Source organism: Microlunatus capsulatus, assembly GCF_017876495.1.
GTDB lineage: Bacteria > Actinomycetota > Actinomycetes > Propionibacteriales > Propionibacteriaceae > Microlunatus > Microlunatus capsulatus.
Map to the genome: position 1 here is coordinate 3073716 of NZ_JAGIOB010000001.1, position 16310 is coordinate 3090025.

Consider the following 16310-nt stretch of genomic DNA (forward strand, 5'->3'; position numbering starts at 1 on the left):
CTGCTCGCAGGGGCCGATGGTAGCCGGGCGCGCTGTGCCGCCGTGTGACGCAGCACCCGCCCCGCCGACGCCGTCCGGCTGCCCGCGGCGGTCCGCTGACGCTACGATCGGGGCAGCGAACTCGGGGTTGGCCAGGAAAGGTCCCCCGTGCACGCTGCCCGCAAGCCGTCGAGAGCCGATCGGACCGCGCCATGACGGTGCGCCCGCGGAACCGGCTGCCCGTGCTCGTGCGCGCCGGCCGCGCCTCCGTCACCAGCGGTGCCCGGCTCGCCAGCTGGGCCAACCTGCTGGGTCGGCCCCGGCCCGAGGGGCGCCGCTCGCGCCGGATGGCCCACCTCGGCGGCATCGCCTCCCTCACCGCGCTGGTGCTCTACCTGACCTGGCGGCTGGTCTTCACCCTGCCGACCGGCGGCTTCGACCTGGTCGCCGCGCTGGTCCTGCTGACCTTCGAGGCCGTCCCGCTGGCCGGCATCCTCTTCCGGACCATCACCCTGTGGGACATCGACACCGTCGGCCCCGACCCGGTCACCGTCGCCGGGCCCGGGCACCGCGCCGTCGTCTTCATCCCCACCTACAACGAGCCGGTCGAGGTCATCGCCCCGACGATCGCCGCCGCCTGCGAGCTGCAGCCGGCCCACCAGACCTGGGTGCTGGACGACGGCGACCGGCCCTGGGTGGAGGAGATGGCCACCCGCTACGGCGCCCGGTACGTCCGCCGCGACGAGCACACCCACGCCAAGGCCGGCAACATGAACCACGCCCTCGCCCTGCTGCAGGCCGAGGTGGCCGCCGGGGCCGAGCCGGTCGACGTCATCGCCGTCCTCGACTGCGACCACGTGCCGCTGCCCACCTTCCTCACCGACACCCTGGGCTGGTTCGACGACCCCGAGATCGCCCTCGTGCAGGCCCCGCAGGCCTACTACAACGTCGGCGCCTTCGACGACGACGGGGAGACCGGCGAGCAGGGCATGTTCTTCTACGTCCTCATGCCGGCCCGGAACAAGGACGGCGCCGGGCCCTTCTGGTGCGGGTCGACCTCGCTCATCCGCACCGACGCGCTGGCCGGGGTGGGCGGGGTCTCGACCGAGACCATCGTCGAGGACATGCACACCACCCTCAACCTGCTGCGGGCGGGCTGGAAGACGACCTACCACCACCAGGTGGTGGCCGTCGGGCTCGCGCCCAGCACGCCGGACCAGTACCTCCTCCAGCGCCGCCGCTGGGGGATGGGCTCGATGCAGGTGCTCGTCACCGAGCGGCTGTGGGCGGCCAAGCGCTGGCTGTCCTGGCGCAACTACTACGAGTACCTGGGCGGCACCCTGTACTGGCTGGAGGGCGTGGCCACCGCGGTCTCCTTCCTCATCCCGGCCGCCGTCCTGGTCAGCGGGGCCCGGACCTCGACGGCCTCGCCGCTGGCCTTCGCCGTCGCGTTCCTGCTGATGTTCAGCACCCGCCTCTGGGGTGCCAAGCGGCTGTTCCGGATGCACCTGCGCTGGCGGACGGCGTTCGCGCTCCGCATCCTCCGGGTGCCCGTCGGGCTGTCCTGCCTGTGGTGGCTGCTCACCCGGCGCGAGCTGACGTTCCAGGTGACGCCGAAGTCCGGCGCCAGCGGGCGGGCGCGCGGCAAGGTCCCCGGCGTCCTCTGGGCGCTGGTCGGGCTGACGGTCTTCGTCGTCGTCTACGGCCTGCTCGGCCTCACCGGCCGGGTCCCGTGGGAGGTCACGGCCGGCGGCACGATCGCCAGCGGCGTCTGGCTGGCCTTCGCGCTGGTGGTGCTGACCCTGGGCCTGCGCCGGATCCAGAGCTCCGCCTACGCCACGTCGCGGCGCAACGCCTACCGGGCTCCGGTCCGGGCGCCCGTGAACCTCAACGGGCAGCGCGGCGAGCTGGTCGACGTCTCCGTCGGCGGCGCGGCCGTCGAGCTGCCCCAGGGCGCGCTCGCCGAGACGGCCGGCCTGGTCACCCTGCACCTGCCGGGCGCGGCCGAGCTCCAGCTGGAGACGGTCCGGGTCCAGCACGCCGACGGCGTCGACCACGTCTCCCTCCGGGTGCCGGCGCACGACTGGGACACCTACCGGGCGCTCTCGCTGTGGCTGTTCCACACGCCCCCGGGCGTGGTCGACGGCCTGCCGCCGCAGGCGCCCGCGGTCGCCGCCACGCTCCCGACGGGTCGCTCCAAGCGCCCGGTCCTCGTCCGTCAGCATGGGTGAGGACGCACCCCACCCCCTCCGGGGTGGGCCGCGGCGGCCCTACGGCTGGCTGGTCCTCGTCGCCGTCGGCCTGGCCCTCATCGGCGTCCACCAGGTGCTGCCCGCCGGCCTGGCCCGCGAGGTCCTCTACGTGGCGACCGGGCTGGTCGGGGCGCTCGGGGTCCTCGTCGGCCTGCGGCTGCACCAGCCGGAGCGGCCGCGCGCCTGGCAGGCGCTGGCTGCCAGCCAGCTGACCTGGGTGCTCGCCGACCTCGTCGGCACGGTCCAGGGCGCCGTGGCCCCGACCGACGCCTTCCCGACGCCCGCCGACGCCGTCTACCTGGCCGGGTACCCGCTGCTGGGCCTCAGCCTGTTCCTGCTGACCCGCGGTCGGCGCCCCCGGCGCGACGTCGAGGGGGCCCTGGACAGCCTGACCGTCGCCGTCGGGCTCTACCTGCTGTGCTGGGTGCTGCTGGCCCGCCCGACGCTCGACGAGTCGGCCGACTCGTGGCTGGCGGCGGCGGTGGCGGCCGCCTACCCGCTGCTCGACATCACGATCATCGCCATGCTCGTCGCCCTCGTGATCACCCCGGGGACGCACACGGCCGCCCTGCGGATGCTCGTCAGCGCGGTCGGCCTGGTCATCATCGCCGACACCGCCGCCACCGCCCTGGGCCTGCTGTCCATCGGCAGCACCGGCCCCATCGACTTCATCTGGCTGTTCTCCTACGTGCTCGTCGGGGCGGCCGCGCTGCACCCCTCGATGCGGACGCTCTCGCAGACCGCACCCCCGGGCCGACCGGTCTTCAGCCGCCGCCGGCAGATCGCGACGGCCACGGCCGTGCTGGTCGCGCCGGGCACGCTCGCGGTCCAGCACGTGCTGGGGGTGCCCCTCGACATCTGGGCCGTCGTGGCCGCCTCGGTCGTCATGTTCCTGCTCGTGGTGGCCCGGATGAACGTGGCCATCCACCAGATCGTCACCGCCGACCGGCGCCGGGAGGAGGCGCAGGCCGAGCTCGCCCACCAGGCGGCGCACGACTCCCTCACCGGGCTGCCGAACCGTGCGCAGAGCCTGGAGCTGCTCACCGGCACGCTGAACCGGGCGCAGCGCAGCGGCGCGATGATCGGCCTGCTGTTCGTCGACCTCGACGGCTTCAAGGCGGTCAACGACACCTTCGGCCACGGGGCCGGCGACGACGTGCTGCGGACGGTGTCGCGGCGGATGCAGGCGGTGGTCCGCGGCGGCGACGTCGTCGGCCGGCTGGGCGGGGACGAGTTCGTCGTGCTGCTGGAGCCGGTCGTCGACGAGCGCTCCGCGGTCGCGGTGGGGGAGCGGCTGATCGCCGAGGTCTCGGCCCCCATCGTGCTGGCGAACGGCGAGGCCGTGAGCGTGGGCGCCAGCGTCGGCGTGGCGATCAGCCAGGACGCCCGCACCGACGCCGACGCGCTGCTGGTCGAGGCCGACACGGCCGCCTACCGGGCCAAGAACCGGGGACGCGGCCGCACCGAGGTGTTCGACGCCGGGCTCCGGCGCGAGCTGCAGGGCCGGGTCGACCTGGAGCGCGGGCTGCGGAACGCGCTGTGGCAGAACCAGCTGCAGCTGCGGTTCCAGCCGGTGGTGGACCTCGTCGCCCGCCGTCCGCTGGGCTGGGAGGCGATCCTGCACTGGGACCGCCCGGGCGTCGGCCTGGTGCCCGTCCCCGACTTCCGCCCGGTGGCCGAGACCACCGACCTCATCTTCGACCTCGACGCCTGGGCCCTGCTCCGGGTCGCCCAGCAGATCGCGGAGTGGGAGGCCGCCGGGTTCGGCGGGGTCCGGGTCAGCGTCCGCGTCTCCGTGCGGCACGTGGGCCGCCCGCGGATCCTCGAGGACGTCCGGGCCGCTCTGGACGCCTCCGGCACCCCGGCGCCGCAGCTGATGGTGCAGATCAGCGACACCGGCCTGGTCGACGACCCGGCCGTCCTGCACCACCTGTCCCGGCTGCGCGGCGGTGGCACCCCCGTCAGCCTCGACGACTTCGGCGCCGGCCACAGCTCGGTCCGGCGGCTGGCCACGCTGCCGCTGGACGCCGTCAAGCTGGACGGCACCCTGCTCGACCACAGCTCGCGCGCCGCCGAGGGGCTGCTCGAGCTGATGGTCCGCGGGGTGCGGAACTTCGGGCTGCTGACCGCGGTCAAGGGCGTGACCACCGAGCAGGACCTCGAGCTGCTGCGCCGGGTCGGCTGCGAGCTGGGGCAGGGGGAGCTGTTCGGCGGACTGGTCGATGGCACCGAGGTGCTGGGCCAGCTGGCCCAGCAGGCCGTCACGCGCTGAGCGGGGCGGCCGTGTCGGGGGTGCTCAGCCCAGGACGGGCAGCTCGCCGTCGTCGGTGACCAGCAGCGCCTCGATGCGGGCGGCCGGCAGCGGTCGGGACCACAGGTAGCCCTGGCCGAAGTCGCAGCCCAGCTCGCGGGAGATCGCCGCCTGCTCCCGGGTCTCGACGCCCTCCATGGTCACCTTCAGGCCCAGCTCCGCGGCCGCCGTGGCCATCGCCCGGACGACGGTGTTGTCGACGTGGCGGCCCAGCTGCGCGGCGAACGAGCGGTCGATCTTGATGCCGTCCAGCGGGTAGGCCACCAGCTCCTGCAGGGACGCCCAGCCGGTGCCGAAGTCGTCGAACCAGACCTGGAAGCCGTGGTCGCGGACCTCCTCGACGGTGTCGGCGGTCAGCCCGGGGCCGGTGGGCCGGACGGTCTCGGTCAGCTCCAGCGTCACCGCGGACGGGTCGAGCTCGGCGGTGGCGGCGGCCCGGCGGACGTGGTCGACCCAGTCGTCCTGGTCGAGGTGGCGCCCGGACAGGTTGACGCTGACCCGCAGCGAGGGGTGCCGGTGGCGCCAGCGGCTGAGGTCGAGGAAGGCCCGCCGCATCACCGCGCGGTCGAGGTCGACGATGAGGTTGGTCCGCTCGGCCAGCGGGATGAAGACGCCGGGGTCGTCCAGCGCGCCCGAGGGGTGCTCCCAGCGGGCCAGCGCCTCGAGCCCGACCAACCGGCCCGTCCGCAGCTCGACGATCGGCTGGTACCAGGGGACGATCTCGCCGTGCCCGATCGCGCGGACCAGGGCGGCGGCGCCGCGCTCGCTCGGTCCCTGCAGGTTGTTGGCCCGCCGGGTGAGGTCCAGCTGGTCGGCGGCGACGGCGGCGAAGTCGGTGAGCAGTTCCAGCTCGGCGGCGTCCACCTCGCGCGGCACGATGTCGGTGAGGTAGAGGACGCCGACGACGGCCTGGGCGGCGTCCAGCAGGGGCACCCCGACGAAGGCCCCGCTGGCACCGGCCGTCGCCGGGTCGGAGGAGGCGCCGAGGTCACCGACGACGACGGGGGCGGCGGTGGCCGCGACGACCTCGCTGAGCCGGGCGGCCGCCTGGCCGTCGGCGTCCGAGCGCGGCCGGGTGGAGGCCATCACGCCCTGCACGGGTCCGTCGACGAGGGCGAAGGTGGCGTCGCCGAAGCCCAGCACGCGGGCGGCCAGGGCGGCGAGGCGGTAGGCGGGGCCGGGCATCGGGCGCCGGGGCCGCGCGCCGGGGGAGGTGCCCTCAGGCATGTCGGCCGGGCCGCAGACGGGTGGCCCGAGCCGGGGTGCGGGAGCCGGGACGGCGGCCGCGCTGGGGGATGAGCACGGCTGATTATCGCACCCGGGGCGACGACCGTCCCGGGGCCGCGCCCGACGGCCCTGACGTGTGCTTCCGGGCGTCGCCGCCGCCGCTCTCGACCCGGTGGTCGAACACGTGTTCTAATACCGGCATGCGGTGGGAGGGTCAGCGGCTGGCGACGACGGCCGGCGCGGACGGCCCGGCGGGCGCGCTCCCGGGCCTGGGCCGGATCGCCGACCTGGTGCGCACGGTGCAGACCCCCGAGTTCGCCGGCATCACCTTCCACGAGGTGCTGGCCCGCTCGGCGCTCAACGAGGTGCCGAGCACCAGCGCCGCCCCGTTCCGCTGGACGGTCAACCCCTACCGGGGCTGCAGCCACGCCTGCGTCTACTGCTTCGCCCGGGGCACCCACACCTACCTCGACCTGGACAGCGGGGCCGACTTCGACTCCCAGATCGTCGTCAAGACCAACGTCGCCGAGGTGCTGCAGCGCGAGCTGCGGCGGCCGTCGTGGCGCCGCGAGCCGGTCGCGCTCGGGACGAACACCGACCCCTACCAGCGGGCGGAGGGCCGCTACCGGCTGATGCCGGGCATCATCGCCGCGCTGGCGGGCTCGGGGACGCCGGTCTCCGTGCTCACCAAGGGCACGCTGGCCCGGCGCGACCTGCCGCTGCTGGCCGACGCGGCGACGCAGGTGCCGGTCAACCTCGGCGTCTCCATCGCGCTGGTCGACGAGCACCTGCACACGGTGCTGGAGCCCGGCGCCCCCAGCATCCGGGCCCGGCTGGACCTGGTCCGGGCCATCGCCGACGCCGGGCTGCCCTGCCAGGTCCTGGTGGCGCCGGTGCTGCCGATGATCACCGACTCCGACGACGACCTGGACGCCGTGCTCGCCGACGTCGCCGCGGCCGGAGCGACCAGCGCCACCGTCCTCGCCCTGCACCTGCGGCCCGGCAGCCGCGAGTGGTTCCTGCAGCACCTCGGCGAGCACCGGCCCGACCTCGTCGACGCCTACGCCGAGCTCTACCGCGGTGGCTCCTACGTCCTGCGCTCCTACGCCGAGGACCTCGCCCGTCGCGCCGGCCGCGCCATCCGCCGGCACGGCCTCGACCGGCCGGCCTGGCTGCGCGCCGTCCCCCGCGCAGCCCGGGCGGCGGCCGCGGTGCCGACCCCGGCCGTGGAGGAGGCGCCGACGCTCTTCTGACGCCCTACCCCACCGCGTCACGCACTGCTCCCTGAGCCCGTCGAAGTGGCCGCACCGCTCGCTGAGCCCGTCGAAGGGCCCCTGAGCCCGTCGAAGGGGCCGCACCGCTCCCTGAGCCTGTCGAAGGGGTCTCGCCCACCCGCGCCCTGAGCCTGTCGCAGGGCCTCAGCCCTCGCCCGCGCTGCTCCTCCGCCCGGCGAGGAAGGCGCGCAGGCCCGGCGCGTCGGAGGTGAGCCGGTCGACCTCCTCGCCGCCGTCGCACCGGCACAGGGCGACGGTGACCCGGGCGCCGTCGTCGTCCACCACCTGCCAGTGCGCGCCGAAGGCCTCCCAGCGCTGCAGCCGGGCGACGGGGTCGAGGTCCTCGCTCACCGGTCGGCGGCGACCGGGTCCGGCGCCGCGGCGGGTGCCGCCAGCCGCCGCAGCTGGTCGAGGGCCGTGCGGATGCAGGTGGTGAGGTCCCCGGGCGGCTCGTCGCCGAGCCACCGCGCGAAGCCGACCTTGAAGGCGGTGACACCCACCTCCGCGGCCAGGGCGGCGTCGGGCTCGGGCACCCCGCGGGTCCGCAGTGCTTCGGCCGAGGCGGCCGTGAGCGTCGCCAGCTTGAGCAGCTCGCGCTCCACCAGGCTCGCGTTGCCGGCGATGGCCGCCGCGCGCAGCAGCGAGTACGGACGGTGCTCGTCGAGGGGCGCGGCGCCCGCGACCATGCCGGTCACGACCGCCTCGACCGGGTCGGCGGACGCCGGGGCCGCGACGATCGCGTCGACCGCCCGGCGCTCCAGCTCGCCCGAGCCGTCGAAGAGGACCTCGCGCTTGTCGGCGAAGTGCCGGAAGAAGGTGCGCTCGGTGACCCCGGCGCGGTCGGCGATGTCGGCCACCGTCGTCTGCTCGAAGCCGTGCTCGCCGTAGAGCTCGAGCGCCGCGAGCCGCAGCCGTCCGCGCGCGTCCGGCTCCCAGCGACCCATGCCGTCATCCTACTGATGGCAGCCGCTGACATCGCGTGCTAGCGTCGATGGCAGTCACTGACATCAAGCCGCTGACATCAGATCGCCGGGCAGGGCCCGGCGGGGAGGAGCACCCATGAAGGTCTTCGTCACCGGAGCGTCGGGCTGGATCGGCTCGGCCGTCGTGCCCGAGCTGCTCGCGGCCGGCCACCAGGTCGTCGGCCTGGCCCGCTCGGACGCGTCGGCCGCCGCGGTCGAGCGGCAGGGGGCCGAGGTCCTGCGGGGCAGCCTCGACGACCTCGCGAGCCTGGCGAAGGGCGCGGCCGAGGCCGACGGCGTCATCCACCTCGCGTTCAACCACGACTTCTCTGACTACGCGGGCGCCGGCCGCACCGAGCGGGCCGCGCTCACGACGCTGGCCTCGACGCTGGAGGGTTCGGGCCGCCCGCTGCTGTTCGCCGCGGGCACGGCGGTGGTCGCGCCGGGTCAGGTCATCACCGAGAGCGACCGCACCCAGGGCGGGGCCGACAGCCCGCGCGGCGGGGGCGAGGCGCTGGCGCTCGGCTACGCCGACCGCGGCGTCCGGCCGGTCAGCCTCCGTTTCGCCCCCACGGTGCACGGCGAGGGTGACCACGGCTTCGTCGGCACCCTGGCCGCGGTGGCCCGGCAGACCGGCGTCGCGGGCTACATCGGCGACGGCACCCACCGCTGGTCGGCCGTGCACGTGCGGGACGCGGCCCGGCTGGTGCGGCTGGCCCTCGAGGGCGGGGCGGCCGGCTCGGCGGTGCACGTCGTGGCCGAGGAGGGCGTCGAGACCCGGGTGGTCGCCGAGGCGATCGGCCACGCCCTCGGGGTGCCGTCCCCCTCGGTCGCCCCGGAGGACGCCGAGGCGCACTTCGGCTGGATCGGGCGGTTCTTCGCCCTGGACCTGCCGGCCTCCAGCGCGCTCACGCAGCAGAGCCTGGGCTGGACGCCGACGGGTCCGACGCTGCTCGAGGACCTGGCGGCGGGCTACTACACCCGCTGAGACGACGAGGGCCCCGCCGGTGGGACCGGCGGAGCCCTTCCGGAGTCAGCGCTTCTCGCAGGCGACGCCGTCCTTGTCGGCGTCCAGGCGGGAGTTGAACTTCACGGCGGCCTTGTAGATCGTCGTGCTCTTCTTGAAGGTGGTGACGGGCTTGCCCTTGCCCTTCACCTTGTCCTTGGCGCCCTTCTTGCCGACGCCGTGCGTGAAGTCCTTCTGCAGCGCGGTGCAGTTCTTGTAGTGGTACGACTTCGCCTCGGCCGGGCTGACGGCACCGGCGAGGGGGAGGGACAGGACGGCGAGGGCGAGAGCGCCGGCGACGGCGCGGCTGGGGGAGAAAGTCACGAGCCGAAACCCTAGGCAGGGCGCTTTCCGCCCTCAGCCGTCCCGCCGAGGTGTTGCGGAACCGTGACCGGCCGGGCGCCACCGGGCGGTGGCGCCCGGTCCGGCTCAGCCGGTGTAGGCCTCCGGGGTGGTGGAGGCGTCGCCGTCGGTGGCCGCGGCCAGCCGGGGGACGGCGATGTCGAGCAGGAACGGGATGCTCAGCGGGGAGTTGAAGCCGAGGGCGGCGGCGAAGTCCTGGTCGAACTGGCCGAGGTTGACCAGGCGGCCGTCCTGGACCGCCGGCAGCGCGGCGAAGAGCTTGTTGTCCAGGGCCTTCTGCTCGAAGCCCTCGACCAGCAGGACGTCGGCGTCGAGGACGTCGAGGCGCTCGAAGCTCACCTCGCCGCCCTTCTCGGGCACGGTGAAGCCCAGCTCGGTCAGCCAGCCGGTGCGGTAGTCGTCGGCGCCCAGGCTGTAGGTGCCGGCGTCGGAGGAGCCGAGGGCGAAGCCCGCGGACTTGCCCGCGAAGGACGCGTTGGCGGCGACGGCGTCGGTGAACGCCTTCTCGGTGCGCTCGACGAGGGCCTGGGCGTCGGCGTCACGGCCCAGCGCCTTGCCGGTGGTCAGCGTCTGGTCCTGCCAGGTGGTGGCACCCGGGGCGACGTCGGCCGACTGCGCGACCGTGGGGGCGATGGCGGCGAGCTTGTCGTAGGCGGCCTGGTCGATGTAGCTGTTGATGCCGAGGATGAGGTCGGGGGCGAGCCCGGCGATCTTCTCGAACTCGAGGTCCTGGGAGCCGAGGGTCGGGATGTCCTTGCCGCGCACGCCCTCGGGCGCCCAGGGCCGGTTCGGGGCGTCGTAGCCGAGGAACTCGCGCACGCCGACGGGCTCGACGCCGAAGGCCAGGGCGTAGTCCTGCTCGTTGAAGCCCACGGTGACGACCCGCTGCGGGGCGGCGGGGATCGTGGTGCTGCCGAACTGGTGCTCGAGGGTCACGGGGAAGGCGGCGTCAGCCGCACCGGAGGCGGACGCGGCCGGCTCGGCGGCCTCGGGCGTCGACGAGGAGCACCCGGCGACGACGAGGAGCAGGAGAGGGACGAGGGCGGCGAGCGGTCGCCGGAGGGCGCGCAGAGGCGTCGTACGAGGCATGAAGGGGAGCCTAACCTAACTCGCCGAGGGCGGGCGGTCGGCGTCCGCCGTCAGGACACGAGGCGTCAGCGTGCGCCGGGCTCGTCGCCGCTCAGCAGGGCCGCGAACGGGGCCAGCGGCACCAGACCGGCGCAGCGGGCGGCCATCGCCGGGTCGACGGTCACCAGGGCGTCGGCCTGCAGGCGGGTGACGGCGACGTACTCGGCGTCGGTGGTGGTCTCCCAGTCCTGCTCGCGGGCGATCCGCCACGCCGTGCGACGCGAGACGCGGTCGCCGAGCAACCGCACCTTGAGCGCGGTCAGCCGCTCGTGCTGCTGCAGCGCCTCGGGCTCGGCGAGCTCGCCCCGGCGGACGGCGGCCAGCAGCAGGGCCAGGGCCTGGGAGCGGACCAGCACCGGGGCGACCAGCCGGTGGTCGGCGTGCACTGTGGCGTCCTGCGCGACGAGGTGCAGCAGGGTCGGGGCGTCGAGGACGTAGCGGGCCATGCCCTGCACGCTAGGGGCCCGGCGTCGCTCAGTCGAAGGGCCAGGTGGCCGACTGCAGCCCGACGACCACGAACAGCGCCCCGCCCAGCGCGGTGTTGAGCACGGGGAAGCGGCGGTAGAGGGCGAACAGCTGCTCCGGGCCGCGGCTGCGCAGCGAGAGGGCGATCATCACGAGGTAGGCCAGCCCGCCCAGCAGCGCGAAGGCGCCGACCGAGGGGAAGGCCAGGACGGCGGCCAGCGCGTAGGCCAGCCCGCACAGCACCAGGGTCCGGACCCGGCCGAAGCGGGTGGCCACCGTGGCCACGTCGGCGGCGCGGTCGGCGGCGATGTCGGGGACCGCGGAGTAGGCGTGCATGGCCATGCACCACAGCAGCGCCGCGACCAGCACGGGGACCGGCGGCTGGCTGCCGCTGACGGTGGCGTAGGCGGCGAGCCCGGGCGCCACGTAGAGGATGTTGAAGGCGGCGTCGAGGACCGGACGGGCCTTGGCCCGCAGCGGCGGCACCGAGTAGCCGATCCCGGTGACGAGGAACAGCAGCAGCCACGGCCAGGCGTTCGGCAGGAACGGCACGAGCGCGAGGAACGGCACGTTGAGCACGAGGATCGCGAGGACGAGGGTGCGCCGCTGGCTCGTCTGCAGCAGGGTCTCGTAGTCGCGCTTCTTGGGGTTCAGCCGGTCGGTCTCGACGTCGAAGAGGTCGTTGACGCCGTAGATCAGCAGGTTGGCCGGCAGCGTCAGGTACAGCCCCAGCAGCCACACCTCGACGGGTGGGCGCAGCGACGTCGCTGCGAGGGCCACCATGTAGGGCCCGAGCAGGTACATCCAGAAACGGGGCCGAGACACCCGGAGCAGGTGGCGCATCGAGCGCCATGCTAGGCGGCGTGGACAAAGCCTTCCGACGGCATCGCTGGCTGCTCGCCGCCCTCCTGGTGGCCGCGGCCGGGGGGCTGGTCCGCGCGCCCCTGCAGCCCCGCTGGTGGTGGGTCTCGGCGCTGGCCATCCTGCTGTTCTCGGCGCCGGTGGTCGTCGGCGCGCTGCGCTGGCTGGGCGCGCGCCGCGGTGCCGCCCTGCTGCTCGGGCTGGGCCTCTACGCGCTCGTGTTCGAGTCGGTCGCCGTCGCCACCGGGGTGCCCTACGGCCGGTTTTCCTACAGCGGGATCCTCGGCCCGCCGATGTTCGGGCTGGCCCCGCCGACGGTGCTGCTGGCCTGGACGCCGCTGCTGCTGGGCAGCCTCGCCTTGACCCGGCGCGCGTGGCAGGCGGTGCTGCTCGTCGTGGTCTGCGACCTGGTGCTGGATCCGGCCGCCGTGAGCCTGGGCTTCTGGGCCTGGGACGACCCGGGCCGCTACTACGGCGTCCCGCTGGTGAACTTCCTCGGCTGGGTCGTCTCGGGCGGGATCGCCGTGCTGGCCCTGCGCCGGCTGCCCCGGCCGCTGCCCGGGCTGTTCGCCCGCAACCTGTGGCTGGTGCTGGTGTTCTGGACCGCCGTGAACGCCTGGAGCGGCCAGTGGCTCGCGGTGGCGGTCGGCGTCGTGACCGTCGTGGCTTTGTCGCCCGGCTATCGTCGCGCCCCGTGAGCACAGCACTGGTCATCGGCGGCGGCATCGGGGGCCTGGGCAGCGCGGCGCTGCTGGGGAAGCGCGGGCACGAGGTCACCGTGCTGGAGAAGAACCCGCTGCTGGGCGGGCGGGCGAACTACTTCGAGGCCGAGGGCTTCCGCTTCGACATGGGGCCGTCCTGGTACCTGATGCCCGACGTGTTCGAGCACTTCTTCGCCCTGCTGGGGGAGCGCGTCGAGGACCACCTGGACCTGCAGCGGCTCGACCCCTCCTACCGGATCGCGTTCCGCGGGTCCGACCTCGAGGTCGACATGTTCTCCGACCTCGACCGCGACGTCGAGACCTTCGAGCGGCTGGAGCCGGGCAGCGGGCAGGCGTTGCGGACCTACCTGGACAGCTCGGCGGAGCAGTACGCCATCGCCATCGACCAGTTCATGTACCGCAACCACGACAGCTTCTTCGACTTCATCGACCGCAAGACGGCGATGCAGGGCCGGCAGCTGCACGTCTTCGAGAACATGCACAAGTACATCAGCCGGAGCTTCTCCACCGACGCCGTGCAGAAGATCCTCGAGTACCAGCTGGTCTTCCTCGGCTCCTCGCCGTACAACACCCCGGCGCTCTACAACATCATGAGCCACATCGACTTCAACATGGGCGTCTTCTACCCCCGCGGCGGCATCTACTCGATCATCCGCGCGCTCGAGGCGATCGGCACGAAGCACGGCGTCCGCTACCGCACCGAGGTGCCGGTGGCGCAGATCCTCACCGACGCCGGCCGGGCGACCGGCGTCCGGCTGGAGTCGGGGGAGGAGCTGCACGCCGACCTCGTCATCTCCAACGCCGACATGGCGCACACCGAGACCGAGCTGCTGCCCAAGGAGGCGCGGACCTACCCGGCGAAGTACTGGGCCAAGAAGACGCTGGCGCCGAGCGCGTTCATCCTCTACCTGGGGCTGGAGGGCCGGGTGCCCAGCCTGACCCACCACAACCTGGCCTTCGGGCAGGACTGGAAGCGCAGCTTCGGGCAGATCTTCGACGACCCGGCCTGGCCCGACGACCCGTCCTACTACGTCTGCGCGCCCAGCCGGACCGACCCGTCGATGGCCCCCGAGGGCCACGAGAACCTCTTCGTCCTCGTCCCGGTCGCGCCCGGGCTGTCGATGACCGACGCCGACATCGCTACCTACCGTCAGAAGGCGCTGGACCTGCTGGTGCAGGACTTCGACGTCCCCGACCTGGAGTCGCGGATCGTCTTCGAGCGGACCTACACCTCGCGCGACTTCACCGCCGACTACCACGCCTACGGCGGCTCGGCGCTGGGGCTGGCGCACACGATGAAGCAGACGGCGTTCCGGCCGAACAACATCAGCAAGAAGCTGTCGAACCTCTACTACGTGGGCGCCAGCACCAGCCCGGGCATCGGCATGCCGATCTGCCTGATCTCGGCCGAGCTGGCCTACAAGCGGATCATCGGCGACACGAGCAGCGGGCCGCTGCCGGTCTGAGGCTGCTGCTCGTCGCCGATGGCCGTGCTCAGGCGCTCACGCGGTCCAGCAGGGACTTGGCCTTGAGCAGCGCCGGCTGGCGGGTGCTCATGGGGACGGTCCACAGGTCGTGGCCCGCGAGGCCCCAGCCGGCGAGCAGCTGGTTGGCGGCCAGGAAGCCGGTGGTGGCCGCGCGCTCCATCAGGGCGACGGGGTAGTCGCACCGGATGCCGTCACCGGCCAGGACCAGGCGCGGGTCCGGCGTTGCGACCTCAGGACGGCGCAGCCACGGGCTGGTGCCGACCAGCGGGCAGTCGTCCTCCACCAGCCACGCGTCGGCGACGACCTGCGCGTCGGCGGTCTCGGGGTAGACGCGGGCCAGCTCGGCCCGCAGGGTGGCCCGGACCTGGTCGTCGTCGCCGTCCTCGGGCTGCAGGGCGTAGGCGTGCACCTCGACGACGGACGCCTCGTGCTCGTCGGACCAGCGGCGGGCGCCGGCCTCGAACCGCTCCAGCACGGTGATGTTGTCCATCGGGCCGTACCCGCTGGTGCCGAGGAACGCGGGCCGCTCGGCGTCGACGCGGCGGTCGAGCCAGAGGCGCCAGACGGCGAACCGCGGGGCGTTCGTCGTCTCGAGGAGCCGGCCGCGCCAGTCGGCGTCGTCCTGGATGCTTGCCGTCCCGTCCACGAGGTGACGGGTGGTGCGGAGGTCGGTGGCCAGGACGACGGTGTCGGCGGTGAGGGTGCCGGCGCCGGTGGTGATCCGGACCTGCCCGTCGTCGGCTCCGAGGTCGAGGGCGTGGACGGACTCACCGGTCCGGACCTCGACGCCGAGCCGGTGGAGGTAGCGGCCGAGCGGGGCCCAGAAGACCGTGTCGTAGTCGTCGACGGGGACGTCGAAGAGCAGGCCCTCGGACGAGCCGAGGAAGTAGCTGTGGAACATGCCGACGAGCTCGCCGGCGGAGAACTCGTCGGGGGAGGCGAAGAAGCTGCGGGCGAAGACCTCGAGGGCCAGGTGCCGCGCGGCGTCGGGGAAGCCGAGCCGGTCGAGGAAGGCGGCGGCGCTCTCGCCGTCGTGGGCGGAGAAGGTGGCGGGGAAGTCGACGTCGAGCAGCTCCCAGACGGCCTCCTTGTCGATGTTCGCCAGGTCGGCCGCAGTGAAGCTGGGGCTCTGGGCGACGAAGGCCGCCATGTTGAGCGGCGGCGTCTTCGGGACGTTGGCGAAGGAGTCGCGGTGCCCGCCGGCGAGGACGAGCGGGTAGTCGTCGACGGCGGTCAGGCCCTCGAGGGCCGGGTCGACGCGGCGCAGCAGCCCGCGGAGGTTGTAGTACTGCCGGAAGAAGGCGTGGAACCCGCGGCTCATGGTCGTCGTGCTGCCGTCAGCCTGCTCGACGGGCCAGGCGCGGACGCGGCCGCCCAGCTGCTGCTCGCGCTCGACGAGGGTGACACTGACGCCGCGCTCGGCGAGGCCGACGGCGGCCGCGATGCCCGCGATGCCGCCACCGAGGACGAGGGCGGTGGGCCGGTGCGCGTCGGGGGAGGGGCGGAGGGCGCCCGCGTTGGCGGGGTGGCGAACGGCCTTGCTGTCGCGGCCGGGGAGCCAGGTCTGCTTCATCGGGACTGCCTGCTGGAGCTCGTCGACGGGCTGGTCCTGGGCGCGACGAGCATGAGCGCGAGGCTCGACATGAGTCACCGACTCCTTCTGCCGACGACGGCTGCGAGCGGCGGCTCGACTATAGCCAGCGGCCCCAGCCCTGGATCTGGCTCGAGGGGCGTCGTGCCAGCTGGTGTCCGCCGCTCGTCCCAAGGCGCCAGGCGGCCGCTGACGAGCCGGTGGAGTGGAGCTGACGGTCGGACTCGAACCGACAACCGCCTGTTTACAAGGTCGGCGCGAGGGGTCCAGCGAGACTTACCCTGCCTAGTCAGATCCAGTATTGGGGGCGCGCCAATACCCTCGCCAGCGGTGCCGTTGCTGTCAGCATTGCTGTCAATGCTGCTGCCCGCGTGGTGGCAGGCCCTCCGACCCTGGTGCCGAAGCTCACCGCCGGCACCGACTCGACAAGCTGTGGCCGGAGCATGTCCCGTGACCGCTTCCCATGCCATCGCAGCTCGACCCGAAGTTGGGGAAGGACGCGCGTCGGCGGGGCGGAGCCCCGGCGCCTTGAGCCTCAGCGCGCACTTCTGCGGCCTACGGCGTCGGGGTCCGGCGCATCTGCAATAGTCGCCGACGGAAGGCTGCGGGACATCTCTGCAGACTCGAGTCAAAGAGGCACTGGGCGCCGCCGACCGGCTGAGCCTCGATCTAGGGCGCGTGG

The 16310-nt window shown here is 73.8% G+C and carries 13 protein-coding genes and 1 pseudogene; 6 read left to right on the forward strand and 8 right to left on the reverse strand.

From position 1 onward, the window contains the following. Positions 1–191: 191 nt before the first annotated feature. Complete coding sequence (locus JOF54_RS14210; RefSeq protein ID WP_210056964.1) at positions 192–2210, forward strand: glycosyltransferase family 2 protein; 2019 nt, start codon at positions 192–194, stop codon at positions 2208–2210. Beyond that, positions 2203–4503 carry a putative bifunctional diguanylate cyclase/phosphodiesterase gene (locus tag JOF54_RS14215; RefSeq protein WP_210056966.1) on the forward strand — a complete coding sequence of 767 codons (2301 nt, stop codon included), beginning with the start codon at positions 2203–2205 and terminating at the stop codon, positions 4501–4503. The genes JOF54_RS14210 and JOF54_RS14215 overlap by 8 nt, the downstream gene beginning before the upstream one ends. Before the next feature lie 24 nt (positions 4504–4527). Here the strand turns inward: JOF54_RS14215 and JOF54_RS14220 are convergent, their stop codons facing one another. Further along, positions 4528–5727: an EAL domain-containing protein gene (locus tag JOF54_RS14220; RefSeq protein WP_210056968.1), complete on the reverse strand. Its 1200-nt coding sequence runs from the start codon at positions 5725–5727 to the stop codon at positions 4528–4530. Positions 5728–5969: 242 nt separating this feature from the next. Here JOF54_RS14220 and JOF54_RS14225 point away from each other — a divergent pair, with 242 nt between their 5' ends. Further along, positions 5970–7022, forward strand: coding sequence for an Rv2578c family radical SAM protein (locus JOF54_RS14225; protein ID WP_210056970.1), 1053 nt, complete (start codon positions 5970–5972; stop codon positions 7020–7022). A 165-nt stretch (positions 7023–7187) separates the two neighbouring features. Here JOF54_RS14225 and JOF54_RS14230 read toward each other — a convergent pair whose 3' ends face one another. Together JOF54_RS14230 and JOF54_RS14235 are read right to left on the reverse strand one after the other, a co-directional pair. Continuing rightward, on the reverse strand, positions 7188–7394 hold the full coding sequence (locus tag JOF54_RS14230; protein WP_210056972.1) for a hypothetical protein: 207 nt from the start codon (positions 7392–7394) through the stop codon (positions 7188–7190). Beyond that, positions 7391–7987: a TetR/AcrR family transcriptional regulator gene (locus JOF54_RS14235; protein WP_210056974.1), complete on the reverse strand. Its 597-nt coding sequence runs from the start codon at positions 7985–7987 to the stop codon at positions 7391–7393. The genes JOF54_RS14230 and JOF54_RS14235 overlap by 4 nt, the downstream gene beginning before the upstream one ends. A 115-nt stretch (positions 7988–8102) precedes the next feature. Here JOF54_RS14235 and JOF54_RS14240 point away from each other — a divergent pair, with 115 nt between their 5' ends. Then, the gene (locus tag JOF54_RS14240) at positions 8103–8993 is read left to right on the forward strand and encodes an SDR family oxidoreductase (protein WP_210056976.1); all 891 of its coding nucleotides are present in this window, start codon (positions 8103–8105) and stop codon (positions 8991–8993) included. A gap of 45 nt (positions 8994–9038) precedes the next feature. On the opposite strand, the gene JOF54_RS21115 is transcribed toward JOF54_RS14240, so the two are convergent. The 4 genes and pseudogenes from JOF54_RS21115 to JOF54_RS14260 all read right to left on the reverse strand — a co-directional run. Further along, a complete protein-coding gene (locus tag JOF54_RS21115; RefSeq protein WP_210056978.1) occupies positions 9039–9335 on the reverse strand; it encodes an excalibur calcium-binding domain-containing protein in 297 nt (98 codons plus the stop codon). Positions 9336–9440: 105 nt separating this feature from the next. Beyond that, a complete protein-coding gene (locus tag JOF54_RS14250; RefSeq protein ID WP_210056980.1) occupies positions 9441–10463 on the reverse strand; it encodes an iron-siderophore ABC transporter substrate-binding protein in 1023 nt (340 codons plus the stop codon). Between the two features lie 65 nt (positions 10464–10528). Beyond that, positions 10529–10948 (reverse strand): hypothetical protein, encoded by a 420-nt coding sequence (locus tag JOF54_RS14255; RefSeq protein WP_210056982.1) that lies wholly within the window; start codon positions 10946–10948, stop codon positions 10529–10531. A gap of 28 nt (positions 10949–10976) precedes the next feature. Beyond that, positions 10977–11813, reverse strand: a pseudogene (locus JOF54_RS14260) (prenyltransferase); the annotation flags it as partial. A gap of 17 nt (positions 11814–11830) precedes the next feature. On the opposite strand from JOF54_RS14260, the gene JOF54_RS14265 reads away from it, so the two are divergent. Then, a complete protein-coding gene (locus JOF54_RS14265) occupies positions 11831–12526 on the forward strand; it encodes a carotenoid biosynthesis protein (RefSeq protein WP_210056986.1) in 696 nt (231 codons plus the stop codon). Next, positions 12523–14016 (forward strand): phytoene desaturase family protein, encoded by a 1494-nt coding sequence (locus JOF54_RS14270; RefSeq protein ID WP_210056988.1) that lies wholly within the window; start codon positions 12523–12525, stop codon positions 14014–14016. The genes JOF54_RS14265 and JOF54_RS14270 overlap by 4 nt, the downstream gene beginning before the upstream one ends. Before the next feature lie 28 nt (positions 14017–14044). On the opposite strand, the gene JOF54_RS14275 is transcribed toward JOF54_RS14270, so the two are convergent. Next, complete coding sequence (locus JOF54_RS14275) at positions 14045–15610, reverse strand: FAD-dependent oxidoreductase (protein WP_210056997.1); 1566 nt, start codon at positions 15608–15610, stop codon at positions 14045–14047. Positions 15611–16310 lie beyond the last annotated feature (700 nt).